The organism is Saccharopolyspora sp. NPDC002686 (genome assembly GCF_040295745.1).
GTDB classification, from domain to species: domain Bacteria; phylum Actinomycetota; class Actinomycetes; order Mycobacteriales; family Pseudonocardiaceae; genus Saccharopolyspora; species Saccharopolyspora oryzae.
Genome location: NZ_JBEOVY010000082.1, coordinates 1 through 24,617, shown reverse-complemented (window position 1 = coordinate 24,617; position 24,617 = coordinate 1). Strand labels below are relative to the sequence as shown.

Genomic DNA, 24,617 nt, shown 5'->3' with positions numbered 1-24,617 from the left:
TGCCGGGTTGCACGGCGTGGAGCTGGAAGCAGGGCAGTTCTCCCTGCTCAGGCAGTTCCTCTCCGGGCTCACCAACCAGCGCTCGGACGGCTACGGCGAGGACCGCAAGCGGCTGCTGCACGAGGTGCTGACCGCGGTCCGGGACGCTGTTGGCGAGGGAGTCGTGGGTCTGCGGCTGTCCTGCGACGAACTCGCACCGTGGGCGGGCATCACCCCGGAACAGGCGACGGAGATCGCCCAGGCGGTCTCCGACCTGATCGACTACCTCGTGGTGGTGCGCGGATCCGCGATGGCGACCTCGGCGACCCGCCCGGACCTGCACACCGAGCCGGGGTTCAACAGCGACCTCTGCCACCAGATCCGCCAAGCCGTGAGCGGTCCTCAGGTGGTCCTGCAGGGCAGCGTCGTGGACCCGGGGCAGGCGCAGCAGGCCCTGGACGACGGTGTTGCCGACCTGGTCGAGATGACGCGGGCGCAGATCGCCGAGCCGCGGCTGGTCGAGCTCGTCCGTTCCGGCCGGCCGGGTCAAATCAGGCCGTGCGTGCTGTGCAACCAGAAGTGCCGGGTGCGGGACAACCGCAATCCGATCGTTTCGTGCATCGGCGAGCCGTTCAGCGGTCATGAGGGGACCGAGGAGATCGGTGTCCCGTCGGCTCCGCGCGAGGTGCTCGTCGTCGGTGGTGGTCCGGCCGGCATGGAGGCCGCGCGGGTGCTCGCCCTGGCTGGGCACGCAGTGGAGATCGTCGAGCGAGGGCAACGCCTGGGCGGCTCGTTGCTGCTGGCAGCGAAGGTGGGCGGTCGCGAACGGCTGCGACGGCTCGCGGACTGGCTGGAGGCGGAGGTGCGTCGGCTCGGCGTCCGCGTCACCCTCGGCACCGAGATCGGCGACGATGACCTGATCGGCCGGGACGTGGTGGTCGCGACGGGCTCCATTCCAGGCCCGCGCGCCTACCAGGACTTCGGCGGTGAGGTCCTCGACGTCGCTGCCCTGCTGGCGCGCGAAGCACTTCCGGAAGGGCCGGTCGTGGTGGTCGATCCGATCGGCGACGCGGTGGGCGTCGGGGTCGCTGAGCTGCTCGCCGAGCAGGGGCGGCAGACCGCGATCGTCACCCAGGACCAGGTCGTGGGCACCCAGCTGGCCCTGACCGGAGACCTGGCCGATGCGAACGGGCGGCTGCAACGAGCTGGCGTGCGCCTGGAGAAGCGTTCCCTGCTGCGCGAGGTCCATCCCGGTCACGTCGTGCTGGAGGACGTCTTCACCGCCCAACGCCGTGAGGTGCCGTGCGCGGTGGTCGTCCACTGCGGACATCGCCTGCCGAATCCGGAACCCGCCGGTGCGCTGCGGGCCGGGGACTGCGTGGCGCCGCGCACGATCCACGAAGCGATCCTGGAAGGCCGACGCGCCGCGCACCGGATCACCGCACTCGAGGGAGCGCGATGAGCGAACACCGCTACCTGTTCTCGCCGCTGCGCATCGGGCCGCTGACCGTCCGGAACCGGATCGTGTTCTCCGCGCACCTGACGAACTACGCCCGGGACGGAGTGCCCACCGACCAGCACGCCGCTTACTACGCGGCGCGTGCCGAGGGCGGTGCCGGGCTGATCATCACCGAGGAGCACTCCACCCACCCGACCGACTGGCCCTACGAGAAGCTGATCCACGGATTCCGGCCCGAGGTGGTGTCTGGCTACCGGCGGATCACCGAGGCAGTCCACGCCCACGACGTCCCGATCCTCGCGCAGCTCAACCACAACGGAGGACAGGCGTCCTCGATGTACTCGAGGCTGCCGGTGTGGGCGCCGTCCGCGGTGCCCGACCCGATGTTCCGCGAGGTGCCCAAGGCCATCGACACCGGTGAGATCGCCGAGGTCGTCGCGGGTTACGGCACCGTGGCCGGCCACTGCGCGGAAGGCGGGTTCGACGGTGTCGAGCTGCAGTGCTCGCACTCCTCGATCGTGCGCGGATTCCTGTCCCCGGCGACCAACACGCGCACCGATGCCTACGGCGGTCCGCTGGTCAACCGCGCCCGGATCCTGCTGGAGATCATCGACGTCGTCCGGGAGGCGATCGGACCGGATCGGGCTCTCGGGGTCCGGTTGTGCGGTGACGAGCTGATCGAGGGCGGCACCACCATCGAGGAGGCCGTCGAGGTCGCGAAGCTGGTCGAGGCCACCGGCAAGGTCGACTACATCAACACCTCGATCGGCGTGGCCACCTCCACGCTCTACATGATCGAGGCCTCCATGACCGTTCCGCCCGGGTACGCGCTGTTCATCTCGAACGCGATCCGACGTGCGGTGAACCTGCCGGTCGTCGGTGTCGGGCGGATCAAGGACCCGCTGCAGGCCGAACGCGCTCTGGAAGAGGGGCACTGCGATCTGGTCGGCGTGGTGCGCGGCCAGATCGCGGACCCGGACTTCGCGGCCAAGGCCCGTTCCGGGCATCGCAACGACATCCGGACCTGCTTGTCCTGCAACCAGGAATGCGTCGGCCGGATGGGGCTGAACCGCTGGCTGGGCTGCATCGAGAACCCGCGCACCGGTCGCGAGTCCACCCCGCTGCCGATGCCTCGCCTGCGCAAGCGGGTGCTCGTCGTCGGTGGTGGACCGGCCGGTCTGCAGGCCGCGGCGACCGCAGCCGAGCGCGGCCACCACGTGACCCTGTTCGAGCGCGAACCGTCCACCGGGGGCCAGGTCGCGGTCGCGGCTTCGGTGCCCAGTCGTGCGGAATTCCTCGACGTGGTGCGCAACCTCCGCGCGGAGTGCGAGCGCTTCGGCGTGGACGTCAAGACCAACGTGGCAGCCACGGCCGAGATGCTGCGCGGTGAGCACCCCGACGTCGTCGTGCTGGCCACCGGCGCCCGGCCGCAGCCGGTCCACTGGGCCGGGGACGCGGAGCGGGTGGTCGACGTCCGCGACGTGCTGGAGGGACGCGTCGCGCCTGAAGGCGATGTGCTGGTGGTCGACGAGCTCGGCTTCCACCAGGCCGCTTCGGTCGCCGAGCTGCTGGCCGATCGCGGTTGCCGGGTGCAGATCACGACGCCGGGCATGGTGGTCTGCCAGGACCTCGGCGTGACCCTGGACATGGAGACCTTCAACATCCGCGCGCACGCCAAGGGCATCGAGCAGCGCACCGACGAGGTCGTGATGTCCGCGGCCGGTGACTCCGGCGGTGTGGTGCTGCAGATTCTCAAGCACACCACGGGGGACATGGCCGAGGCGCGCTTCGACTGGGTGGTTTGCGCTGCTCACCAGGCGCCCGAGGACGATCTGTGGCATGAGTTGAAGGGCTCGGCGTTCGCGGTTCACCGCGCGGGCGACTGCATCGCCCCGCGACGTGCGCACGCCGCTGTGGTCGAAGGACATCGATTGGCGGTGGGCTTGTGACCGAGCTGCCCGAGGTGCTGGCCGTCGTGGTCGTCCGCGACGCGGCGCTACCCAGCGGAGCTGACGAAGCCATCGCCGAGTGCGGGGGAGCGGTCCTGCTGGTCGGGACGGGAACGCGGGCCGCGGCTGGCGAGCTGACCGCTGCCCGGACTGTCTGGACCAGCGAGGTGCCGAGAGTTGCGCCCGGCGCGTTGGCTGCAGCCCTCGCTCCGGTTCTGGACAGCGTTCCGGTCGTGTTGCTCCCCGCGTCCCCCGACGGACGTGATCTCGCAGCGAGACTGGCTTTCCAGATGGACCGGCGGTTGTTCGCCGGTGCCACCAGCTGCACGTCGACGCACGTTGAACTGTCCAGAGTGGATGATCAGCTGGCGGTGGAGGTGCAGCTCAACAGCCCGGTCGTGGTGACGCTCCAGCCCGGAGCGCGGGGAGTGCCCGAACCGGTGCCGAGCTCGGAACCGGTCGAGCTGCCCTTGGAACTCCCCGACGACGTCCTCGACGCCGAGACGATCCAAGTCCTGGCACCTGACCCGGAAACGGTGGAACTCACCGAAGCCGACCGGATCCTCGGCGCAGGCGCCGGACTCGTGCGACCAGGTGAGGACGGCACCACCGCGATGCGCACGCTCACCGAGGTCGCCGCCGCGCTCGGGGCTTCCGCAGGCGCGACCAGGGTCATCACCGACGCAGGATGGGCCGGGCACGACCGCCAGATCGGCACCACCGGGGTGGTCGTCGACCCGGACCTCTACGTCGCGTTCGGCATCTCCGGTGCCTCCCAGCACGTCGGTGGGCTCGGCCGCCCCGAGCACGTGATCAGTGTGAACACCGATCCGTCCTGTCCGATGACGGCGATGGCCGACCTCGGCATCATCGCCGATGCACCAGCCGTCCTGGACGAACTCGCCCGCCGACTGAACGGAGCCGCCGATGAGCGTTGAGCGGGTGGATGCGGTGGTGGTCGGCGCCGGGCCAGCCGGTTCGGCCGCCGCGCTGGAACTGGCCCGTGCCGGGCGGAGCGTCATCCTGCTGGAACGCGGGCCCTTCCCCGGCGCCAAGAACGTCTACGGCGGGGTCGTCTACGGCCGAGTGCTCGATGAGGTCCTGCCGAACTGGTGGGAAGAAGTGCCGGTGCAGCGCTGGGTCACCCGCCGCAGCACGATGGTGCTGACCGACACCCAGGCCCTGACCGTAGACTTCCGCACGCAGGACTGGGGGAGCGCACCGCACAACGGCATGACGACCTACCGTGCCGACTTCGACTCCTGGCTGGCCGGCAAAGCGGTCGCGGCCGGAGCGCAGCTGGTGACTTCCACCGTGGCCACCGAGCTGCTGCGCGAGGGCGGGCGCGTGGTCGGGGTGCGCACCGATCGCCCGGACGGCGACATCCGCGCCGACGTGGTCATCGCCTGCGACGGCGTCAACTCCTTCCTGGCCAAGCAAGCCGGTCTGCTCCCCACGGCCGATGCCCAGCACCACACGCTCGGCGTCAAGGAAACCCTCGCGCTGCCGCGCCGCACCATCGACGAGCGGTTCGGGCTGCGGGGCGACGACGGTGCGGACTTCGAGGTCCTCGGCTGCACCGGAGGCATCCCGGGCGGCGGATTCCTCTACACCAACCGGGACACGATCAGCATCGGCGTGGTGCTGTCGCTGACCGGCCTGGCCGAGGCGGGGCGCCGCCCCGAAGACGTGCTCGCCGACTTCAAATCCCACCCGGCGATCGCGCCGTACCTGCGCGGCGCCGAGCTCAAGGAGTACTCGGCGCACATGATCCCCGAAGGCGGCTACCGCAGCATGCCACCGCTGAGCACCGACGGAATGCTCGTCGCAGGCGATGCCGCCGCGATGTGCTTGGCGGCCGGGATCTGGCTGGAGGGCGTCAACTTCGCCATCGGATCCGGACTGGCGGCAGGCCGCGCGACAGCCGAAGCGATCGCCACCGGCAGCCGGGACCTGTCCGGCTACCGCCGGCGGCTGCGCGACAACTTCGTCCTGACCGACCACGAGAACCTGCAGCGCGCCCCGCACCTGGTGCTCTCCGAGCGGGTCCAGCGGCAGTACCCGAAGCTGCTCTGCGACCTGGCCCAAGAGGTCTTCACGGTCCGCAACCCGGAACCGAAACCGGGGTTGCGCAAGCTTTTCCGACGAACCGCCGCCAGGCACGGCATCCGCCTCCGCGAACTCGCCGCGGATGCCTGGGCGGGCTTCCGGACCTTCGGCTGAGGAGCGAACATGCACGAGATGTCCTTCGCGGACCGGATGGCCACCGTCGAGTTCGACGTCGGGGACCGCCCGCACATCGCGGTCGACACCGAGGTCTGCCGCTCCTGCACGACCAAGGCGTGCGTACCGGCGTGCCCGGCGAAGCTGTTCGTGCCCACCGATGACGGCGGAATCCTGTTCAACTACGAGCAGTGCTTCGAATGCGGCACCTGCTACCAGCTCTGCAACTCGGCCGGCGCCATCACCTGGACCTACCCCGACGGCGGGCACGGCGTCGTGTTCCGGAAGGGCTGACATGCAGATCGTCGCAGCGCTGAGCTGGTCCTGGCAGCGCACCCAAGTGGACCCGCTGACAGGAGCTGTCACCGCCGAGCATCGGGGCTCCAACGCTGCGGAGCTCGCGGCGCTCGAACATGCTCTAAGGCTCGCTGAGGAACTGGACGGCCATGTCCTGGCCGTGACGGTTGGGCCGCCAGAGGCGGATGAAGTGCTGCGCACCGCGCTGGCCGCTGGAGCGCACGAAGCGATCCGAGTGGAGTGCGACGGCTCACCGGATCCTCGCTGGTTGGCCTCCAATGGCGCCGAGACCGCTAGAGCGATCGCAACCGCGCTGAGCACAACCCCTGACCTGGTGCTGTGCGGCGACAGGTCGTCCGACGGTGCAACCGGCACCACGCCGGCGTTCCTGGCCGCTCGCCTAGGCGCCGCGCAGGCTCTTGGCGTGGTCAGGCTCGAAACGGAGGGGAGCAAGGTCCTGGCCCACCGGCGTTTGGACGGAGGTAGTCGCGAAGTCCTCCGCCTGCCGGCTCCAGCGGTCGTCTCCGTTGAAGGCGGCACTCGCCTGCGCCGCGCGAGCCTGCCAGCGGTGCTGGCCGCTCAGAACACCGCAATCCCCTCTGTGCCCTTCGAAACTCAGCCGGGCCCAGCGGTTTCCACCCGCCCGCGCCGCCCACGTCCGCGAGAACTCCCGCCCCCGGCTGCACCGGCCGCGCACGACCGGATCTTGGAGCTGACCGGCGCGTTGGTCGAGCGCACCCCACCGACGATCGTCGGCCCGCTCTCGGCATCAGAAGCCGCCGACGCTCTGCTGGAGTACCTGCAACGCCACGGCTACTCAACTGTCCAGCGAGAAGCAGCGGAGCAGTCATGAGCAGGGTCGCGATCGTCACCGGCGCGGCACGCGGCATCGGCGCAGCGGTCGTCCGCCAGCTCGCCGCAGGCGGTTGGCGCGTGGTCGCAGTCGACGTCTGCGAGGACATCCCGGGCGCGTCCTACCCGCTCGGCACCCGGGCACAGCTGCGAGAACTGGCCGAGCAGTGGCCGGAGTCGGTGCGCGACGTCGTCGCAGACGTTCGCGACGAGACCGCCGTTCGACGAGCCGCCGGGGTGGCGGAGGCCGAATTCGGCGGGATCGACGCAGCAGTCGCGGCGGCAGCCGTCATGGCGGGCGGCCAACCGCTGTGGGAAACCACCGACGAGCAGTGGAACGCGCTGTTCGACGTAGGTGTCCGAGGCGTCGCGAACCTGGCCCGCGCCACCGTGCCGACGATGCTGCAACGACCCGAACCCCGCTCGGGACGCTTCGTCGCCCTGGCTTCCTCCGCTGCGCACCAAGGCCTCTACCACCTCGCCGGGTACAACGCGGCCAAGCACGCGGTGGTCGGCCTGATCCGCGGCCTGGCCACCGACCTGCGCGGCACCGGGATCACCGCCACCGCGGTGTCGCCCGGATCGACCCGCACCGACATGCTCACCGCCACCGCGGCCTACTACGACCTGCCCGACGTCGAGGAGTTCAGCCAGCACCAACTCGTCGAACGACTCCTGGAGCCCGAGGAGGTGGCGGCGGCGGTGTGCTGGCTGTGCGACGAGAAGTCCTCGGCCATCACCGGCACCGTGGTGCACGCCGACGGAGGTTTCACCGCATGACCCTCCGGCTGGCGCCCGACCCCGGACTCCGCCGCTTCGCCGACGGCCGGACCCTCGCCGGCGGATCGCCGTTCCGCATCCTCCGGCTGAGCGCAGCCGGAGCGCGCCTGGTCGACGGCTGGGTCGCAGGTGAACCGGTGACAGCGGGAGCAACGCTCGCGCAACGCCTGGTCCGAGCAGGCATGATGCACCCCCGCTACGACCAGGCGCGGTTCCGGCCGGAGGACGTGACGCTGGTGCTGCCGGTGCGCGACGACCACCACCGAGCGCCGGACTCGGCGATCGTCGTGGACGACGGATCCCGGCCCCCGGTTCCCGGCGCGGCGATCCGGCACGAGACCCCGCGGGGCCCGGCAGCGGCCCGCAACGCGGGCTTGCGGCTGGTCAACACGCCGCTCGTGGCGTTCCTCGATGCGGACGTCAGCGTCGAACCAGGTTGGCTCGAACCGCTGCTCCGCCACTTCGAAGATCCGGAAGTCGCGGCGGTGGCGCCCCGCGTTCGCAGCATGTCAGGCGACACCGCGCTCGCCCGCTACGAGTGCGCGAGATCCCCGCTGGACCTCGGCGAACAACCAGGGCTGGTCCAGCCGGGCAGCCGGATCAGCTACGTGCCCACGGCGGCCCTGGTGGTCCGGACCGACGTCCTCCGCGAAGTCGGCGGGTTCGACGAGAGCCTCCGCTTCGGCGAAGACGTCGACCTGATCTGGCGCCTGGCCCAGCACCACCAGGTCCGCTACGAACCCGCGGCGACGGTGCACCACCGACCACGCCGGACCTGGACGGCCCTGATCCGCCAGCGCTACGGCTACGGAACCTCGGCCGGTCCCCTGGCAGTCCGCCACGGCACCGCGGTCGCCCCGGCCCGGACGTCGCTGTGGAGCGCTGCTGCGTGGGCGCTGATCAGCGCCCGCCGCATCGGTCCAGCTCTCGCCGTCATCGGAGGCTCAGCGGCACTGCTCGCCCGAAAGCTCGGCAAGACCGGAGTCCCGACGACGGAGTCACTGCGACTGACCGCACTCGGAACCCTCGGCGCGGGTCGCTGCTTGGCCGACGCCATCGGCAGACCTTGGGCCCCGATCGCCATCCCGCTGCTGGCCACGACCCGCAGCGGTCGGCGAGTGCTGACCGCGGTGGCGCTGCGGCACCTGCTGGACTGGGCCCGCGAACGCCCACCCCTGGACCCGGCCCGCTGGACCCTCGCACGCATCGCCGACGACGCGGCCTATGGCTGCGGAGTGCTCCGCGGCGCGCTTAAAGCACGCACCGCGACGCCGCTGCTACCGGTCCTGTCAGACGTCGGCGGCCGCAGCAGCGTCCCGACAGCGGGGGAGCGGTCATGACGAACCTGGCGGACCTGACCTGGCCGGAGATCGACGAGTCGGTCCTGCTGGCGGTGCCGGTGGGAGCCACCGAGCAGCACGGCCCCCACCTGCCCTTCACCGTGGACACCGAGATCGCGGTCGCCCTGTGCGAACGGTTGGCGCAGCAACGTCCGGTCCTGGTGGCCCCGCCGGTGGCCTACGGCTCGAGCGGCGAGCACGCGGGCTTCCCGGGAACCCTGTCGATCGGCCAACGAGCGGTGGAACTCCTCCTCGTCGAACTGGTCCGCTCAGCCGATGCCTACGCAGGAGTGGTCCTGATCTCGGCCCACGGAGGCAACGCCGAACCCCTCCGCCGAGCGCTCCGAACCCTCACCGACGAGAACCGCCGAGCCCTCGCCTGGTCCCCACCAGGACGACCCACCGACACCCACGCAGGCCGCACGGAAACATCGGTGATGCTGGCCCTGCGCCCAGAGGCAGTCCACCTCGACCGCGCGGAACCAGGAACCACCACGCCGCTCCCGGAGCTCCTCCCCACCCTCCGCGCGAAGGGCCTGGCCGCGGTGACGCCCAACGGCGTCCTCGGTGACCCCAGAGGAGCGACGGCAGCCGAGGGCGAGCGAATCCTGACCACCTGGACCCACACCCTGACGACGGCAGTCGACGCCTGGATCAGCGAAAACACCAAACGAGGGGGGTAGATGATCGCCCGTTCAGCGGTGCGGTAGGCTATCTGCACACCCAAGAGGTGGGCCGGGACGTAGCGCAGCTTGGTAGCGCACTTGACTGGGGGTCAAGGGGTCGTGGGTTCGAATCCCGCCGTCCCGACGGTGGAGAGGATCCCCGCAGGTCAGAGCCTGCGGGGATCTTCTTTTTGTGATCTGTGGCGGATGGTTCGCGCCGAGCATGTCGGTCGTGGACTCCTTTACTTCCCGTCAAATGGTCATGCCTGGCGGCGTGCTTGCTATCCAGTGATAGGTCCTGGTTGCAGCTGCTCTGGACCCTTTGACCGGCTTCGCCGATGGTGTGGAGATGGATGTCCATAGCGGAGACTTAGCCCGGCTTGCGGACACGGCCAAGGTGCTTCATTTCGATCTGGGACTTCGAGGTCGGAATCCTCCTGGGTGTCTACTTGGGACAGTGCAACATCTCGATCGGCGCCGCTGCGGTTTATGTCCGGGTAGGCGCTACCCGCTGACCGCGTCGGCGCACCGGACGGTCTTGATGGAGGAGGTAGCAGGTGTCGGGCGGGTGGTCGCGACGACACCGCCGAATGAGGGCATCCCGTCGTCGATCAGCGTGGTGGCAATGCACTTGGTCGGCGCCGACGACATCTTCGTCCTGGGCCGCGTGCAGGCCATCGCCGCGCTGGCGCTGGACACCGAGACAATCGACTCGGTGAGCGTCCTCCCCGGCCCGGGCAACGCCTTCATTGCGGAAACCAAGTAGCTGCTGGTCCAAGCGTGTCACTGAACTGGGTGAATAGGTCTGTGCGGACGGTGGTCCATGGCGCCGCGTCTCTACGTGGCCGTCAGGGCCGCGGCATCGATGGCAGGGAAGCCAAGCCTGGATCAGGCGCGGGCGAGCGTGTCACCCTGCGGCAGGACTTAACACGTGCTCAGTTTGTGGACTCCTTTTGCTTCGCTGTGTAAGCTACGCGGTGACTTCGAAGAACGAGCTTGATCACGCCGTTGCCCCCCGGCGTCCCGACGGTCGGAGAAGCCCGTTGATCAGCACGTAAGTGCAGGTCAACGGGCTTCTTTGTGTTGTGCGTGGACGTTTGTTGATCGTTTGCCGGCGTCATTGCAGTGATCATGCGCGAGTGGCCCGGAACCACTTTTGCCGCTTCCCAATAACGCCCTAGCCTCTTATGCCCGTGCCGGACGCTGATGCCAAGGACCTGCCCGGAGCGCGGTCGAAAGATCATGATGCCGTAAGGAAATTACGTGTCCGAGGACGGACTTGCACGCTAACTACACGCCTTCAGCTTCCTGACGGCAGCTGACGTGAGCGAGAAACTGAGTTCGTGAGTCCTGTCCCGCGTGTCCCACCGAGTCGAGTCCCGGGACAGCTCGGTGGGACACGCGGGAATGGTGTGGGGCTCGAATATTCATCGTCGCTGTTCAAGCGGCGTATCGGTACTCGCTGGTAACGCCGCCGAGGACGCGGGTGCGTAGGACGTGGCGGGTGGGCGAGTCCTGTACCGGGAGTGGTTGCTCCTCGGCTTCGGGTGGTAGCTGGTTCCGGGCTCGGTGGGGGCGATGCTCGTTGTAGTGCCGCTGGTATTCGGTAAGAATGCGGCGTGCATGGGCCTCACCGAGGATGAGGACGTGGTCGAGGACTTCTCGACGGAGGCTGCCGATCACTCTCTCGCAGTGCGCGTTCGCTCGTGGCGCCCGGACCGGCGTCTTGATGATCTCGATATCTTCGGCTTGAAACACCGCGTCGAAGGTGTCGGTGTACTTGCTGTCGCGATCCCGGATGAGGAAACGCAGTGAGTCCATACGCGCGCCGAGGTCGTCGGCGACGTTGCGCGCTTGCTGAGTAGCCCAGGTGGCGGTCGGGTGTGCGGTGACGCCGGTGATGTGCAGGCGCCGCGTGTGGTGTTCTAGGAAGACCAGTGTGTACAGGCGTTGTAGGCCGCTGGTGTCGATGCTCAGGAAGTCGCAGGCGATCACGCCGTTGGCTTGTGCGGAAAGGAACTCGCGCCAGGTCGGGCCGCTGCGGCGCGGGGCCGGGTCGATGCCGGCTGCGTGCAGGATTTCCCAGACGGTCGAGGCGGCGATCGGATGGCCGAGCCGGGCCAGTTCGCCCTGGATCCGGCGGTGTCCCCATCGGCTGTTTTCGCGGGCGAGACGGAGCACGAGCTTTTTGATGGCCGGCCTCGTGGGCGGTCGTCCAGGTCGGCGCCGTTCGGAGTAGTCCCACCGTCGGGCCACCAGCTTCCGGTGCCAGGACATCAGTGTGCCCGGCGTGACTGGGAAGACCTGCGCCCAGCGGCGGCGGGGGATCAGCGAGGACAGGGCGGAAAGCCACAGTCGGTCCGCAGGCTCGTACCGCAGGGGTGGTCGGAGCTGGCGCCGGAGCACAGCATTCTCGTGCCGTAGGACGAGCAGTTCGGCGTCCTTCGTTGTCTCCCTGCGCAGTAGCACTGTGGGAACGGAGAGCAGACGTCGGGTCACCTTGTACAGCAGCGACACGATCATCCGAGCATGATCGCAGACCTACTTCTGGAGCTGGGGTCGTTTGATCAGCAGCGATGAATAAACGAGCCCCACACGCTCCGTTTGCGGGAGTTGGGCTGCGCCTCGGGTTCGCACCATCGGGTGCGACTGCATCTCACCTGGGCGTGAGGGCTGGAATAACCACACCAGCCTGAATCTTTTAGGCCCAGTCATGATAACGGATCTCGACGGCCAGCAAGCCTGGGGGCGTCGTGATCCCCTGGCCCGGAAGGGCCGACCCGGGTCAGCAGCTCGTCGCCGAAGTGGCGGCGCGCCGGGCCAGCGCCGCGCTCAGCGCGGGTTGCCCGAGGTTCATGCGCTCGGCGGCGCGCGTGACGCTGCGCTCCCGGAGTAGGTGGTCGAGGGAGACGAGCAGGTTGAGGTCGAGGTTCGCGAGGTTCACCGGTCGAGCTCCATCGATGGCGTTGATGTCGGGCATTACCGAATTCGTCTTCCGTGATGCCGCGGTGGAGCGCCAGGGTAGTTGCGTCATCACGACGAGGAAAGGACTACGCGGTGGGCGAGGTCGGCAATCCGTTCGCACTCAGCAGTGCGCTCGCCTCTCCTGAATTCGCAAGGACTTCGTGGCAACACGACGAAGGCCGTCATCATTGACATCTCGCTGGGGGAAACTACGTGCGCGTACCCGATTCGCACTTTCGACCGGGGATCGATGGAGAGCGCCGTTCACGATCGCGCTGGAAACGGGAAGTGAACACGACGATCGCGCTCAGCAGGCAGCAACCGGATCCCACCGCGACCACTGGCACGACGTTCTGGCCGGATGCGGCGTACAAGCCTGTGATCGCCAAGGGGCCCAAGCCGTTCCCCAGCAGCGACGCGACCTGGTAGCCGGCAGAAGCGCCGACGTAGCGGATTTCAGGTCTGAACTGATCCGCGATGAATGCGGCCAGCGGACCGTAGATCATGCCGTGCACCACTTTGGTCAAGAGCAGCGCGCCTAGCACCGCGAATTTGTCCGCGAGCGAGAACAGGTAGAAGACGGGGTAGAGCAGGGCGGCGAAGGCGAGGTATCCGATGATCATCAACCGGACGCGGCCCACGAGGTCGGAGAGGTATCCCATTCCGACGGTGACGAATATCAGGAAGACCGATGCGGCGGACCACATGACCAGCGCTTCGTGCTTGGGCGTTCCAGCGCTGACGGCATAAGCGAGCCCGAAGGTCTCCAGCATGCCGGCGAGCACGAAGTTCCCCAACGTGCCGAAGATGCAGATCAGGACCGGGCGTGGCTGCTGGAAGACGTCCCGCAACGGGCGATTCGCCTCCGGCGTCCCTTCCGCGCGGCGTTTGGCAAGGGTGTTGAACTCAGGGGACTCGTTCACCCCGGCCCGGACGAACAGGCACAGGGCCAGGAGGACGATCGAGAACAAGAACGGAATTCGCCAACCCCAGCTCTGGAACTCGCTGGTCGGGAGGTAGGCGAAAAGACCGAGCATGAGCGATGCCAGCGCCATGCCCGTGGGTGCCCCCGCTTGCGTGAAGGATGCCAGGAAGCCCCGCCGTTTCACGCCGGCATGCTCGTAGGCGAGCAAGGTAGCGCCACCCCACTCGCCGCCGACCGCGATGCCCTGGCACACCCGCAGGAAGACGAGGATGACCGCCGCCCAAGGACCGATCACCGTCGGCGGTGGGATCAAACCGATTGCGGTGGAGGCCAATCCCATTGTCATCATCGACAGGATGAGCATTTTCTTCCTACCGAGGCGGTCGCCGAAATACCCGAATACGAGACCGCCGAGAGGCCGGGCGAGATATCCGGTCGCGAAGGTTCCCAGGGCTGCGATCGTAGCCACCTCGGGTGGCGAGCCGCGAAAGAACACCGGACCGAAGGCGAGCACCGCCGCCTGCGCGTAGAGCAAGAAGTCGTAGAACTCAATCGTCGCGCCCAGGAAGCTCGAGATGGCAGCCCGCGCAGGCTGTCTCGGACTTTCGTTCGGCTCCGATCTCACCTGGTCTGGGTGTGCGGACATGAGGACTCCTCAACTGCATGACAACGCACGCTGACGCAGCAGGGCCGATCACAGCCATCCAAAGTGGACAGCAGCGTGAAGAGCGCGAGCGAAGGCGTGCTGTGCGGAGAACTGGGGTATGTGGACTGGATCCGCCGAAGATGTCGCTGATGGCGCAGGGGCAGCAAGCAATTGCTTGGTTAGGTCGTCAGATTACCAGTGGAGAAACCACTTTGGAAGGATCGGCAACACCGAAGTTTCCCGATCCTTTCGTTGCGGCACAAGGAGAACCGATACGCGCGCAGTTCTGCCGCGCCGAACTAGTTCTGCGGCTTCATGGGCAGCAACGCGGACATGTCGATCTCGATCAGCGTTGGCCCCTGCACGCCCAGAGCATCGACGAAGGCCGCGTCGAAGGCCGCCGCGCTGCACACCCGGGTTCCCTTCGCGCCGAAGGCTTCGGCGAGGGCGGCGAAGTCCGGTGTGGCCAGATCGACGTCGTGCTGCATGCCGTCGTCGATGCGGGACTCGATGTTGCGCAACATCTGGTACCCCCGGTCGTTGAACAGGCAGATCACCACCGGCGCCTGGAGCTGCACGGCGGTGGCCAGCTCCCCGACGCTCAACATGAATCCACCGTCGCCTTGCAGCAGCACCACGTGCTGATCCGCGGCCAGTGCTGCGCCGATAGCCAAGGGGAGGCCAGGGCCGATACCTGCCGCGGTGGACCGGATCGACGTCCGCGCACGGAGGATCGGCAGCAGGCCCTCGCCCCAGACGTAGGCGGGAACTGTCGCATCGCGCACGACGACGCTCTCGACGGGACGGTGCCTCTTGATCGACTCGCAGATCGCGAGCTGGTCCGGTCCAGCGCGGTCGGTGAGCAGTCCTCGGGCGCGCGAGACAGCTGCCCTGCCGATTTCCAGGTGTTCCTTGCGGGCGACGAGTTCTTCACCGGCAGGTTCCGGGAGAGCCGCGTGCAGTGCCCGCAGGCCTGCCTCGGCATCGGCCACGATGGCGGCTGCCACCGGGTAGTTGCGTCCGATCACGGACTGGTCCACGTCGAGGTGGACGAGGTTCTTCGAGAACGGCAGCGTCCAGGTGGCGGTCGGGTAGTGCTGGAAGCGGGTGCCGACGGCGAGCACCGCATCGCACGATCCGATGTAGTCCGGTACGTCGCCGGCAATGGCGACACCTCCCAGGCTCAGCGGATGATTTTCTGGGATGGAACCGCGCCCTTCCCGGCTGGTCAGCACCGGCGCCTGCCAGCGCTCAGCGACGCGCAGCAGCGCGTCTTCGGCCCTTGACCGGATGACGCCACCTCCCGCCCAGATCAACGGTCGCCGAGCCGACTCGAGGAGAGCGACGGCATGGTCGATCGATTCCGGGGGCGGTTGACGTCGCGCGATCGGGACCGCCGCCGCACTCACCTGTCGTGCGTTGGTCAGCGCCGAGGACTCCTGCAGATCTGTTGGGATTTCGACGGCTACCGGCCTCGGCCGGTCGCGCACGGCGGACCGACCCAGCCGGATGATCGTCTCGGTGATCTGGTCGGCGTGCTCGACCGTGACCACTTCGCGGCACAGGGTGCTGAGCATGCGGGCCTGTTGATCGGCTTCGTGCACGTATCCATGGCCTCGGCCGAGGTATCGCGACTCGATCTGGCTGGTGATCAGCAATACCGGCGAGGAGGCGAACTGCGCCTCGAAGAGCCCGCCCATGGCGTTGGCCGTGCCCGGTCCGGTGCTGACGATGCCCACCCCGAGCTTGCCAGCGGTGCGCGCGTACCCGTCTGCGGCGTGTACGACGCCCTGCTCGTGCCGACAGCTGACGACTGTGATCGCAGTCCACAGGTGGATGGCCTTCAAGATCGCGAGATTGTGGGCGCTCGGGATGGTGAAGACGGTGTCGACGCCAAGTGCTTCCAGCGCGAGGGCGACTGCCTCGCCACCGGCGAGCTCGTTGCGCGCCGTCGACGGCAAACGGCGCGATTCGCGATCTCGTTGAACGTGTGACACGTGAACCCCCTCTTCTCCTCGTGACCGGGATCGGGAAATCGGGGCGTCGGCGCCAGGGTTCGATCCTGCTCTCGGCGTGCTGGGCCGTGCTGATCGCGCCCCTTCGCGGACCTGCAGGGAGCGAACACCGCCGCGTCCGGCTGCCGATCGCTGGTCAGCGCCTTGCAGCTGTCCGGCGCGCTGCGGCTGTTGGCATCTTCGTGAGCGAGCCTCTTCGTTGCCGGGCTCGAGGTGTCTCTACACGTACCCTAGCCGTGTGGCTAAATCAATGCGGAATCAGGATGGCGCGGGATCTCCGGCGCGCGATCGAGTCGTCGCCCAGCTCATCGCCGCGGCGCGGGCGTTGTTCGCGCAGCGGGGGCCGGGCAATGTGTCCCTGCGGGAGATCGCGTCGGCTGCCGACGTCAACTACGGCTTGATCCACCAGTACGTCGGCACCAAGGACGACTTGCTCAGGCTGGTCTTCCGGACGGCGTCGGAAGATTTCGCGCACCACTTCGCCGAGGCGGAGGACGCGTCGGCTGCGGTCGCGTTCATCATGCGCCCGAAGTCCTCCGAGTACGTGCGCATGCTCGCGCACGTCCTGCTGGAGGGGCGGGATCCGGCTGCGTTGGTGGGGCGCTCGCCGGCGCTCTTGGAGCTCGGCCACCGGATCGAATCGGAGCTTGGTGAGGAGTCCGGTGCGGATCCGCGAGTGCAGGTTGCCGCACTGACCGGGGTCGCCCTCGGCTGGGGGCTTTTCGGGTCGTTCGTGCAGAAGATCGCAGGGCTTGGGGACATACCGGAGGACGAGCTGACCAAGACCATCTACGCCATGCTGCGCCGGGCGGTGGTCGACCTCTAGTGCGCGTCTTGGACTCATCTGCTTGGTGGTGCGGGTAGTGGCCCGCTGACCGACGCGCGTTGGCGACGTGCTGAAACCCCGCTCCGGGAGAGGTCTTGCTGCCGGCGCCGTCGTTCGGGGGTGGTCCGTTCGGCTGATGCGGTAGTACGCGATTGACATCGTTCTAGCCATATGGCTAGATGCGTTTAGCCGCATGGCTAGAGAGCTTGCTCGCTGGATTCACCGCTCGATTCCTCGTTTTCGCGTTCGCTGCTGGCAATTCCCGGAAAGGTATGAACCATGCACGGTGCAATCGCCGAACATTGGTGCATCTCGGTCGACAACGACGTCGTCGAGCTCCCGAACCTGTGGTGGGACCGACTTCCCCAGCGCGACCAGGAAACCGGTATGCGCGTTGTCCGAGACACCTGCAAGACCGTTCCCGACTTCGAGACCCGCATCGTCAGTCGCAATGCGGCCGGGGTGGGTGAGCTCCTGTTGGAGGTCGACTACCCGCACACAACCTCGCCGCACACGATGTGCGGCGAGGTTGTTCGGCTGCCAGAGCTGCCCTCTGAACTGCCGGGCCGGAGCAAGGGCGCGCAGAGCCATGACCGGTGCTGAGCGAAGATTCCGGCGCGGTCCCGTGCGGAGGAAACTGCTGCACGCCGCGCACGTCGTCACCGAACTGCTGCAGCCGCTGGGCAGGCGTCTGGTCCCGCATCGCGCGAAGTTCTGGGTAGTTCCGATGCTCCCGATCCGCTGGATGGGTCGACTGCGGTCACCGGCACGCCCGTGGCGGAGCCCGGTGGCGCCTGCCCCGGATGAGCTTCGGACCGTGGCGGGCGTGCGGCTCGACCACGCCGCTCAGGAAGCGGTCGCGAGAACCGCTCCGCTGCACAACTTCTTCCAGCTGCATCCCGAGGCGTGGATTCCGATGAGCTCCATGTGGTCGTCGATCATCAGCTGCGCTCCCCGGGTGCAGCGTGCGGCCCGGGCACGCACCCAGCAGCGCACCGCGCCGACGGCCGCACCCACTCCACTGTCACCCGCGGAGCTGACCGCACGGCTGAAAGCCGAGGCCCAGCGGATCGGGTTGAGCGCCGTCGGGGTGGCGCCGCACCAGCCCAAGTACACCTACGCCGAAAGCCAGGGACTGGCCGTCGGTGACCGGGTGGTGGTGGGAATCCTGGAGCAGAACTACTCGTCCACCCAGCTGATCCCGAGCCTGACCTCGGAGCGGGCCGCGCTGTCGACCTACGCCGAGCTGGAAGACCGGATGGCTGCGCTCGTCGAGTGGCTGCGCGAACACGGCTACCGGGCCCGGGCGGAGGGGTATGCGGGCGAGTCGATGGTGATCCCGTACGCGGTCGAGGCCGGGCTCGGCCAGCTTGGCCTCAACGGGCAGCTGCTCACCCCGTACGCCGGGTCGCGGTGTCGGATCGAAGTGCTGACCACCGACGCGCCGCTGGAGTTCGACCAGCCCGTGGATTACGGGATCGAGGGTGTTTGCGACCGCTGCCAGATCTGCGTGCGCCGATGCCCGGCAGGCGCCATCCCGGCTACCCGCAAAGAGCATCGCGGGGTGGTCAAGGCCAAGCTCAACACCAAGCGGTGTTTGCCCGTGGTGGGGCAGGCGGCGGGATGTTCGGTGTGCATGAAGGTCTGCCCGGTCCAGCGCTACGGGCTGTCCGACGTCCTCGACGAGTTCGCGCGGTCGGGCCGGATCCTCGGCAAGGACACCGATGAGCTCGAAGGCTACGACTGGCCCATCGACGGCGAGCACTACGGTCCTGGCGCTACACCTCGCGTATCGATCGAGTTCATGCAGCCGCGCGGGTTCGCCTTCGACCCGGACCGCCGGAGTCCTCCTGGTCAGCACGCATCGCGACCAGATTCCGGGGACACCGCTCATCCCTAGCGAGGAGAGCATCCGCAGGTTCTTCCATGTGTTCTGCGAGTGCCGTGACACTGGATGCTCATGATCGTCGCTGGTCTGACCACGGCGGCGTCCTTGCGGGAAGTCCTGCCGAGGCCGCGACGATCGGCTGCGGGTGGTGGCCGACCGGCTCGCCTCCTCGTCATCGCGTGCGGCCTCGTGACGCTGCTGGCCGTATCGTGCACTGTTCTCGGCTGAGCACCCAGCCGGTCCTATCAGGACAGTGGGTGGGCGAATGCCGCGAATCAGCGAGGAATCTGCCAGAACAAAAACGGTGCTGGACCCCTGAAACTATCCCGAACCCCAAAGTACCGGGATGCTTCGATGCGCCCCGGTAGATCGAGATCCGGCACATGACGAAAACCCTTCGGACACCAGGAGAACTGACATGTTTGATCACCTTTCCGCGGTCGGCGGGCGCTCCTCTTGGAAAGGGAGCGAACTGGACTACCGCGAGGACGGGCTCTGGCAGCTGTCCGAATCCGAGTTGAAGGAGATCGACGCCGCCCTGTCGCACCTCCGGTCGCTCGGGGACCTGGACCTGCCGGAGATCACCGCGGAAACGTTCCCGCTGACGACCGTCGGGGCGTTCCTCGAACGGCTCCGCGAGGAGCTCCGGTCGGGCCGGGGATTCGTGCTCATCCGCGGCATTGCGCGGGACCGGTACTCCGACGACGACCTCGCACGGATCTACTGCGGTCTCGGCGCCCACCTCGGCGTCATCATCCCGCAGTCGGCGAACGGTGAGCTGCTGGGTCATGTGCGCGACGTCTCCGACGTCGTCCAGGGTGAGCTGCGGGGCTACCGCACCGCCAGTGCGATGAACATGCACTCCGACGGCCACGATGTCGTGGCCCTCCTGTGCCTGCGCGAGGCCAAGGTGGGCGGCGCCAGCCGCATCGCCAGCGCGGTCGCCGTGCACGACCACATGGTCCGGACCCGACCGGATCTCGCCGAGGTCTTGTACCGGGGAATGCCCGTGGCCCGTGGTCGGCTGGACGCGGAGAAGGGCGACGGGCGTCTCGTCACGACGGACAACGTTGCCATCTTCTCCCAAAAAGGTGGGGAGTTCAGCTCTTGCGTCCACGTGTCCCAGGTCAGGGACGCAGCGCAGATGGGTGCCTTCACCCTCACCGAGGAACAGGACGAGGCGCTCGAGCTGCTGTGCGAGCTGACCAGCTCTCCGGAGTTCTACCTCGACATGAACATCGCCCCGGGAGACATCCAATTCCTCAACAACCGGCTGATCGTCCACGGACGCACCCGTTACGAGGACCACCCCGAGATCGACCGCCGCCGGCACCTGATGCGGTTGTGGCTCAACATCCCCACGTGGAAGCGGCGCCCCGCCGACCAGGACGACATCTACTCGGAGGCCGATCTCCCGAACTGGGCCCGCCAGCGGACGCCGTTCATGGAGCTGCCCTCGAACATCTGAACGCGAAACAGGCTGATCGCGGCCACAGAGGAAGGGGCGCACCAGGTGCGCGACGAGGCGCAGACGCTGGTGGACCAGGCGCACAGCGGATACTTCGAGGGGCTACCCGCTGAGTCCGTGGTCCAGTTCCGGGAAGCGTTGCGGCGAATCGTTTTCCCCTAAGCGTTGTCGCCTTTTCGCGCGACCGCGCTGTCAAGATCGACTGTGATGGTCTGCAGCTGATATAGCTCGTGGCGGGTACGTTGACTGCTGATGTTCCTCGCCAACATCAACCAAGGGGCGTTTCTCGGTGACGGCTACAGCCGACGCGTGGCAATGACGTTATGTTGGTGGCAGCTGAAATCAACGGTTAACCGATCGCCCTGTCGGTCCGTCATGGCTCACGGGGGAGTCGCGAGGGGGTGTGCCTCTCCTGTTAGAGCTGAGAGGGCGGTGGCGACTTCGGGGAGGTTCGCGCGGACGTAAGTCGCGGTTGCCCGGTGTCGCCATGGCCGTTGGTGTGGCCTGCGTACTCGCGGGCGACGGCGTAGCAGAAGTTGCAGTCGACCCAAGTCAGAGTGGTGTGCCGCAGCCAGTGTGTGGAGATTTGCTGGGTGGCCACCCACGGCAGATGGCGTCCCAGACGCGTCCACAGGTGGTCGTATCGCCGGCGGGTAATGGGAGAACCGTTAGTATAGCGGAGAAGTTGTCCGTCAGGGTCGCCGTCTCCGCGGCGGTCCGAGTGCGCTTGCAGATGGACTATCAGTTTCGGGGATACCGGTTGCCAGCGCAGGGTCTCGCCCTTTTCTCTCAGCCGGATCAGGCACTGCTCGATGTCGAGGTCTCGTGGGCGAAGTGACAGTGCGCCTCCGCGACGGCAGGCGGTTTCGGTGTGCAGCCGGAGCAGGAGGCTGTCTAGAAGAGGGTCGTTACCGGTGCTGGCCGCGACCCGGTTGATGTCCGACAGGGCTCGTCGTGTGCTGGGAAACCTACGGGGCTTGGAGACCCGCAGCGCCGGGTTGCTCGCTTCGCTGATCAGCTCATCGGCCACGGCGTGGGTGTACAGGCAGCGTAGTGCCGAGAGAAGGTGCCTCGACAGCGCGTCTGGTTAACCGGAGCGGGTGGGCGCCGCTGCTCCTGTTTGGGATACTGAGGTGGACCGCGAGCGAAGAGAGGTGGAGGGCGATTTCATGGACTCCTTTACTTCGCTGAGTACACTGGGAACCGACCTCGAAGAACGAAGTTGAGCATGCCGCTGACCGCCCACTCGACTGGGGGTCAAGGGGTCGTGGGTTCGAATCCCGCCGTCCCGACGGTCTGAGAAGCCCGTTGATCAGCACGTAAGTGCAGGTCAATGGGCTTTTTTGCGTACGTTTGTGGATCTTCGATGATCGCTCCGGAGAGGCCTGTCTCGAATTTCGGCGATTTTTGGGAGGATTTTGGGAGGCTGGCCTTTGACTGGCCGGAATGGGGTCGGGCTGAGCATGATCGGATAGTCACCCGTCTGGGTGAACTGGGCTGTGTCATAGATCACTGTTGATCTGTGGGTGTTTACGCCTTGCGGACCTCGTGATCACCTTGAAAGTGTGAGCCTGATTGATCGCGTAGCGCGCTGGCGGCTCCGTGGTACTGGGTGGTGACCGGCAGGGGGCGACGCTCGCTCTTAGCTGCTGCGTCGGAGCAGCTGTGACCGGTGAAGCGATGTGCTGGCGAAACAGCAAATTCGTGCTGGTGCGACGTTGTCTTCAGGGCTTGTCTCATGTGGTTGATCAAGGTCTATCATGATCGCTTCTTGTGTTGATGATCTCTCCCGACGTTTGGTGCCCGATGAGCTGTGGGCGTTGGCGCAGCCGCTCATTCCGCGGTTCGAGCCGCGACCGCAGGGCGGTGGGACGACACCGGTGGACGACCGAGCCGTGTTCACGGCCATCGTGTTCGTGTTGACCACTGGTTGCGCGTGGCGTTTGCTGCCACCGTCGTTCGGGGTCACCGGTCCCTACGGCGCATCGCCGGTTCAGCGAATGGATCTCGGCCGGTCTGTGGCGCAAGCTGCATCGGGCGGTGCTAGATGAACTGGGCGGCCAAGGCATGATCGACTGGTCGCGGGTGGCCCTGACGATGCGTCCGTCAGGGCCAAAAGGGGATCCATGACCGGCCCGAACCCGGTCGATCGAGGCAAGTCCGGATCGAAGATCCACGTGTTGTCCGACCGAGTCGGGCTGCCGTTGTCGGTGGCCGTCTCCGCCTCCAACACCAACGACTCCTACGCGCTAAAACCTTTGGTCCTGGCGATCCCGGCAGTGAAGAAATCCCGCCGCGGGCCGCGACGGCGCAAACCGGCAAAACAGCACGCCGACAAGGCCTACAACCAGATCGACCTGCGCGGCTGGGTCCGCGATCAAGGCATTACCGTGCGCATCACCCGTAAAGGCATCGAATCCAGCAAGAAGCTCGGCAAACATCGCTGGGTGATCGAACGGACCATCGCCTGGGCCTTCGGCTACCGCCGGCTCAGCATCCGATACGAGCGATACGCCCACCACTTCTGCGCCTTCCTCACCCTCAGCGCAGCACTCACCTGCCACAAGAAACTTCGCAAAGCAGCCACATGAGACACGCTCTAAGCCTCAACGCTGATGGTCCGCCACGGGCCGAAGCGCGTGCCCTCGACATCCTCGCCACCGCCCTGCACCGCATGGGCAGCCATGAGGCAGCGGAAAAGGGATGGTTGCGCTCGCTGCGCCTCTACCGGGAGCTTGACGATCCTCAGTGGACGGCCGTCCGGGAACGCCTCGACAAAATGTGAACAACACTCTGAAAAAGGGTGCTGTAGAGGCGTTTTGGCACAAAGTGGGCCCGCGAAAAACCATGATCATTAACTGCTAGACTCGCCTCAGTGAGTAACCCACGACACAGTCGACGGTCCCTCGCAAGCGTTTGAGTCAGATGCTCCCGCACAGGGAGTAAGCACAGATAGGGGTCCCCCGAAACATGGCCCAAGGTCTTAACCGATTCATCACTGCGGGATTACTCGCTTGTTCTGCGATCCTGAGCATCGAGTCGGTCGCGGTGGCAGAGACCCAGCAGTCCCGCGTCGTGCCAGCCTGGTACGGGCAGTGCTAAGCACGGCAGGCTGACTCGGTCTTGCGCGCGAGGGCTCTCCCCATCGGGCAGATAGGGAGAGCCTTCTGCTTGTACAGCAAGGGAACTGGCTGTTGGATCACCCGCAAGCACTGCTCAGGGTCTGAGGTTGACCCGACTGTCCACTGGCTGCCGGATCCTCGCGCACGCGAGGATGGTTCCGGCATGCTGGACTTCTGCACCGCGCAGATGCTGAGGAGCATTCGTCCGAAGTCGGCGAGCACCAGTCGGCGATGGGTGAATCCGGCAGCGAACGGCAGCAGGCTGCACATCTAGAGATCCTCAAACAAGCCGCGGCTTTCCTCTCGAAGGAGACCCGGTGAATGGCTATCCGTTCATTGAGGCGGAGAACGCAGACAGTGGCGACGTCAAACGTGTATGTGAAACGCTCGAAGTCTCCTGTGCTGTCTGCTATCCGCACCGCACCACTGGCCCATCTGCCTGCGGCGCAGGACCCCGAGGTGCCAACGACCCCCAGGCAGCGGAAACACCGGGGGGCGGAGTTCTGTCGGGTGTCTCGATCAGTCGGCTGATGCCGTCATGCTTGGTTTCTGGGCTGTGCCCGGTGGTCGGCGGCAGTGGTGATGTCCGTGAGGTGCGGCCAGCGCGGTTGGTCGCCCTTCGGTTCGTCGCCGAGGATCGTCACGCGGTGCCCGATCCGGCGTTCGGTGTAGTCGTTGACGGCGTAGTGCTGGGTCGCTCGGTTGTCCCACAGGGCGATCGCGCCCGGCCGCCAGCTGAACCGGCAGACGTTCTCCGGACGTTCGGCCGCTGAGAAGAGGTGCCCGAGCAGCACATCGCTCTCCGCACGGCGCAGCTGGGGGATGTTCATGGTGAACATCCGGTTCACGTACAGCGATCGCCTGCCAGTCACCGGGTGCATGCGCACCACCGGGTGTTCCGCCTCGAAGGAGGTTCCGTTGGGATGCACGAAGGCGTGCACGGCCGTCAGTCCGTCGAGGAAGTCACGCAAGGGCGCGGAGAGGGCGTCGTAGGCCAGGTACTGGTTGCTCCACATCGTGTCGCCGCCACGCGGTGGGCACTGCACGATTTGCAGGATGGACGCGATCGGCGGGTTCGCCGCGAAGGTCACGTCGGTGTGCCAGACATCGGCCTTCGCGCCCTGGTCCGAGTCGAGCACCACGATCTCCTGGTGCCCGTCCATCTTGGGTAGGAAAGGGTGCACTTCCAGTGCGCCGAGGAAGCGGCCGAAGTTCTTGT

The 24,617-nt window shown here is 67.0% G+C and carries 19 protein-coding genes, 1 tRNA gene and 2 pseudogenes; 16 read left to right on the top strand and 6 right to left on the bottom strand.

All coding sequences use genetic code 11. The features are described 5' to 3' along the window. The 11 genes from ABTZ89_RS13760 to ABTZ89_RS13710 form a co-directional block, all read left to right on the top strand. On the top strand, positions 1-1,441 hold a 1,441-nt coding region (locus tag ABTZ89_RS13760), incomplete at its 5' end, for an oxidoreductase (protein WP_351044116.1). Then, positions 1,438-3,387, top strand: coding sequence for a mycofactocin system FadH/OYE family oxidoreductase 2 (locus ABTZ89_RS13755; RefSeq protein WP_270946682.1), 1,950 nt, complete (start codon positions 1,438-1,440; stop codon positions 3,385-3,387). The genes ABTZ89_RS13760 and ABTZ89_RS13755, both read left to right, overlap by 4 nt. Beyond that, complete coding sequence (locus ABTZ89_RS13750) at positions 3,384-4,325, top strand: mycofactocin-associated electron transfer flavoprotein alpha subunit (RefSeq protein ID WP_351044113.1); 942 nt, start codon at positions 3,384-3,386, stop codon at positions 4,323-4,325. The genes ABTZ89_RS13755 and ABTZ89_RS13750 overlap by 4 nt, the downstream gene beginning before the upstream one ends. After that, positions 4,315-5,610 (top strand): FAD-dependent oxidoreductase, encoded by a 1,296-nt coding sequence (locus ABTZ89_RS13745; RefSeq protein WP_351044110.1) that lies wholly within the window; start codon positions 4,315-4,317, stop codon positions 5,608-5,610. The genes ABTZ89_RS13750 and ABTZ89_RS13745 overlap by 11 nt, the downstream gene beginning before the upstream one ends. A 9-nt stretch (positions 5,611-5,619) precedes the next feature. Beyond that, positions 5,620-5,904: a ferredoxin family protein gene (locus tag ABTZ89_RS13740; RefSeq protein ID WP_270946679.1), complete on the top strand. Its 285-nt coding sequence runs from the start codon at positions 5,620-5,622 to the stop codon at positions 5,902-5,904. 1 nt (position 5,905) lies between these two features. Further along, on the top strand, positions 5,906-6,760 hold the full coding sequence (locus ABTZ89_RS13735) for a mycofactocin-associated electron transfer flavoprotein beta subunit (protein ID WP_351044106.1): 855 nt from the start codon (positions 5,906-5,908) through the stop codon (positions 6,758-6,760). Continuing rightward, positions 6,757-7,539 carry a mycofactocin-coupled SDR family oxidoreductase gene (locus ABTZ89_RS13730; protein ID WP_270946677.1) on the top strand — a complete coding sequence of 261 codons (783 nt, stop codon included), beginning with the start codon at positions 6,757-6,759 and terminating at the stop codon, positions 7,537-7,539. Before ABTZ89_RS13735 ends, ABTZ89_RS13730 begins: the two co-directional genes overlap by 4 nt. Next, on the top strand, positions 7,536-8,879 hold the full coding sequence (gene mftF, locus ABTZ89_RS13725; RefSeq protein ID WP_351044103.1) for a mycofactocin biosynthesis glycosyltransferase MftF: 1,344 nt from the start codon (positions 7,536-7,538) through the stop codon (positions 8,877-8,879). The genes ABTZ89_RS13730 and mftF overlap by 4 nt, the downstream gene beginning before the upstream one ends. Next, positions 8,876-9,562: a mycofactocin biosynthesis peptidyl-dipeptidase MftE gene (gene mftE, locus ABTZ89_RS13720; RefSeq protein WP_351044100.1), complete on the top strand. Its 687-nt coding sequence runs from the start codon at positions 8,876-8,878 to the stop codon at positions 9,560-9,562. The genes mftF and mftE overlap by 4 nt, the downstream gene beginning before the upstream one ends. A 53-nt stretch (positions 9,563-9,615) precedes the next feature. Then, positions 9,616-9,689 (top strand) — tRNA-Pro (locus ABTZ89_RS13715). Between the two features lie 204 nt (positions 9,690-9,893). Continuing rightward, complete coding sequence (locus ABTZ89_RS13710) at positions 9,894-10,310, top strand: histidinol dehydrogenase (protein ID WP_351044119.1); 417 nt, start codon at positions 9,894-9,896, stop codon at positions 10,308-10,310. A gap of 674 nt (positions 10,311-10,984) precedes the next feature. Here the strand turns inward: ABTZ89_RS13710 and ABTZ89_RS13705 are convergent. The 4 genes and pseudogenes from ABTZ89_RS13705 to ABTZ89_RS13690 form a co-directional block, all read right to left on the bottom strand. After that, the gene (locus ABTZ89_RS13705) at positions 10,985-12,067 is read right to left on the bottom strand and encodes an integrase core domain-containing protein (protein ID WP_351044098.1); all 1,083 of its coding nucleotides are present in this window, start codon (positions 12,065-12,067) and stop codon (positions 10,985-10,987) included. A gap of 251 nt (positions 12,068-12,318) precedes the next feature. Continuing rightward, a pseudogene (locus ABTZ89_RS13700) lies at positions 12,319-12,488 on the bottom strand (helix-turn-helix domain-containing protein); the annotation flags it as partial. 229 nt (positions 12,489-12,717) lie between these two features. Then, a complete protein-coding gene (locus ABTZ89_RS13695) occupies positions 12,718-14,079 on the bottom strand; it encodes an MFS transporter (RefSeq protein WP_351044095.1) in 1,362 nt (453 codons plus the stop codon). 299 nt (positions 14,080-14,378) lie between these two features. Then, positions 14,379-16,076, bottom strand: a complete 1,698-nt coding sequence (locus ABTZ89_RS13690) for a thiamine pyrophosphate-binding protein (RefSeq protein WP_351044092.1) — start codon at positions 16,074-16,076, stop codon at positions 14,379-14,381. A 268-nt stretch (positions 16,077-16,344) separates the two neighbouring features. Between ABTZ89_RS13690 and ABTZ89_RS13685 the strand changes: the two genes are divergently transcribed. The 4 genes from ABTZ89_RS13685 (at position 16,345) to ABTZ89_RS13670 (ending at position 20,276) form a co-directional block, all read left to right on the top strand. Continuing rightward, positions 16,345-16,920: a TetR/AcrR family transcriptional regulator gene (locus ABTZ89_RS13685; RefSeq protein ID WP_351044089.1), complete on the top strand. Its 576-nt coding sequence runs from the start codon at positions 16,345-16,347 to the stop codon at positions 16,918-16,920. A gap of 279 nt (positions 16,921-17,199) precedes the next feature. Then, complete coding sequence (locus ABTZ89_RS13680; RefSeq protein ID WP_351044086.1) at positions 17,200-17,523, top strand: hypothetical protein; 324 nt, start codon at positions 17,200-17,202, stop codon at positions 17,521-17,523. 22 nt (positions 17,524-17,545) lie between these two features. Further along, a complete protein-coding gene (locus ABTZ89_RS13675) occupies positions 17,546-18,820 on the top strand; it encodes a 4Fe-4S dicluster domain-containing protein (protein ID WP_351044083.1) in 1,275 nt (424 codons plus the stop codon). Positions 18,821-19,226: 406 nt separating this feature from the next. Next, a complete protein-coding gene (locus ABTZ89_RS13670; protein ID WP_351044080.1) occupies positions 19,227-20,276 on the top strand; it encodes a TauD/TfdA family dioxygenase in 1,050 nt (349 codons plus the stop codon). A 415-nt stretch (positions 20,277-20,691) separates the two neighbouring features. Here the strand turns inward: ABTZ89_RS13670 and ABTZ89_RS13665 are convergent, their stop codons facing one another. Beyond that, entirely contained in the window at positions 20,692-21,306 is a 615-nt protein-coding gene (locus ABTZ89_RS13665) for a tyrosine-type recombinase/integrase (protein WP_351044077.1), read from the bottom strand. Positions 21,307-22,036: 730 nt separating this feature from the next. Here ABTZ89_RS13665 and ABTZ89_RS13660 point away from each other — a divergent pair. Then, positions 22,037-22,867, top strand: a pseudogene (locus ABTZ89_RS13660) (IS5 family transposase). Positions 22,868-23,934: 1,067 nt separating this feature from the next. Here the strand turns inward: ABTZ89_RS13660 and ABTZ89_RS13655 are convergent. After that, positions 23,935-24,617: TauD/TfdA dioxygenase family protein (locus ABTZ89_RS13655; protein ID WP_351044073.1), on the bottom strand; the 683-nt coding region annotated here is incomplete at its 5' end.

What these genes read in the sequence shown, in the direction of transcription:
- ABTZ89_RS13755 (WP_270946682.1), top strand. Translation starts at nt 1,438, where the DNA reads ATGAGCGAACACCGCTACCTGTTCTCGCCGCTGCGCATCGGGCCGCTG.
- ABTZ89_RS13745 (WP_351044110.1), top strand. Translation starts at nt 4,315, where the DNA reads ATGAGCGTTGAGCGGGTGGATGCGGTGGTGGTCGGCGCCGGGCCAGCC.
- ABTZ89_RS13740 (WP_270946679.1), top strand. Translation starts at nt 5,620, where the DNA reads ATGCACGAGATGTCCTTCGCGGACCGGATGGCCACCGTCGAGTTCGAC.
- ABTZ89_RS13735 (WP_351044106.1), top strand. Translation starts at nt 5,906, where the DNA reads ATGCAGATCGTCGCAGCGCTGAGCTGGTCCTGGCAGCGCACCCAAGTG.
- ABTZ89_RS13730 (WP_270946677.1), top strand. Translation starts at nt 6,757, where the DNA reads ATGAGCAGGGTCGCGATCGTCACCGGCGCGGCACGCGGCATCGGCGCA.
- mftF (WP_351044103.1), top strand. Translation starts at nt 7,536, where the DNA reads ATGACCCTCCGGCTGGCGCCCGACCCCGGACTCCGCCGCTTCGCCGAC.
- mftE (WP_351044100.1), top strand. Translation starts at nt 8,876, where the DNA reads ATGACGAACCTGGCGGACCTGACCTGGCCGGAGATCGACGAGTCGGTC.
- ABTZ89_RS13710 (WP_351044119.1), top strand. Translation starts at nt 9,894, where the DNA reads ATGGATGTCCATAGCGGAGACTTAGCCCGGCTTGCGGACACGGCCAAG.
- ABTZ89_RS13705 (WP_351044098.1), bottom strand. Translation starts at nt 12,067, where the DNA reads ATGATCGTGTCGCTGCTGTACAAGGTGACCCGACGTCTGCTCTCCGTT.
- ABTZ89_RS13695 (WP_351044095.1), bottom strand. Translation starts at nt 14,079, where the DNA reads ATGTCCGCACACCCAGACCAGGTGAGATCGGAGCCGAACGAAAGTCCG.
- ABTZ89_RS13685 (WP_351044089.1), top strand. Translation starts at nt 16,345, where the DNA reads ATGCGGAATCAGGATGGCGCGGGATCTCCGGCGCGCGATCGAGTCGTC.
- ABTZ89_RS13680 (WP_351044086.1), top strand. Translation starts at nt 17,200, where the DNA reads ATGCACGGTGCAATCGCCGAACATTGGTGCATCTCGGTCGACAACGAC.
- ABTZ89_RS13670 (WP_351044080.1), top strand. Translation starts at nt 19,227, where the DNA reads ATGTTTGATCACCTTTCCGCGGTCGGCGGGCGCTCCTCTTGGAAAGGG.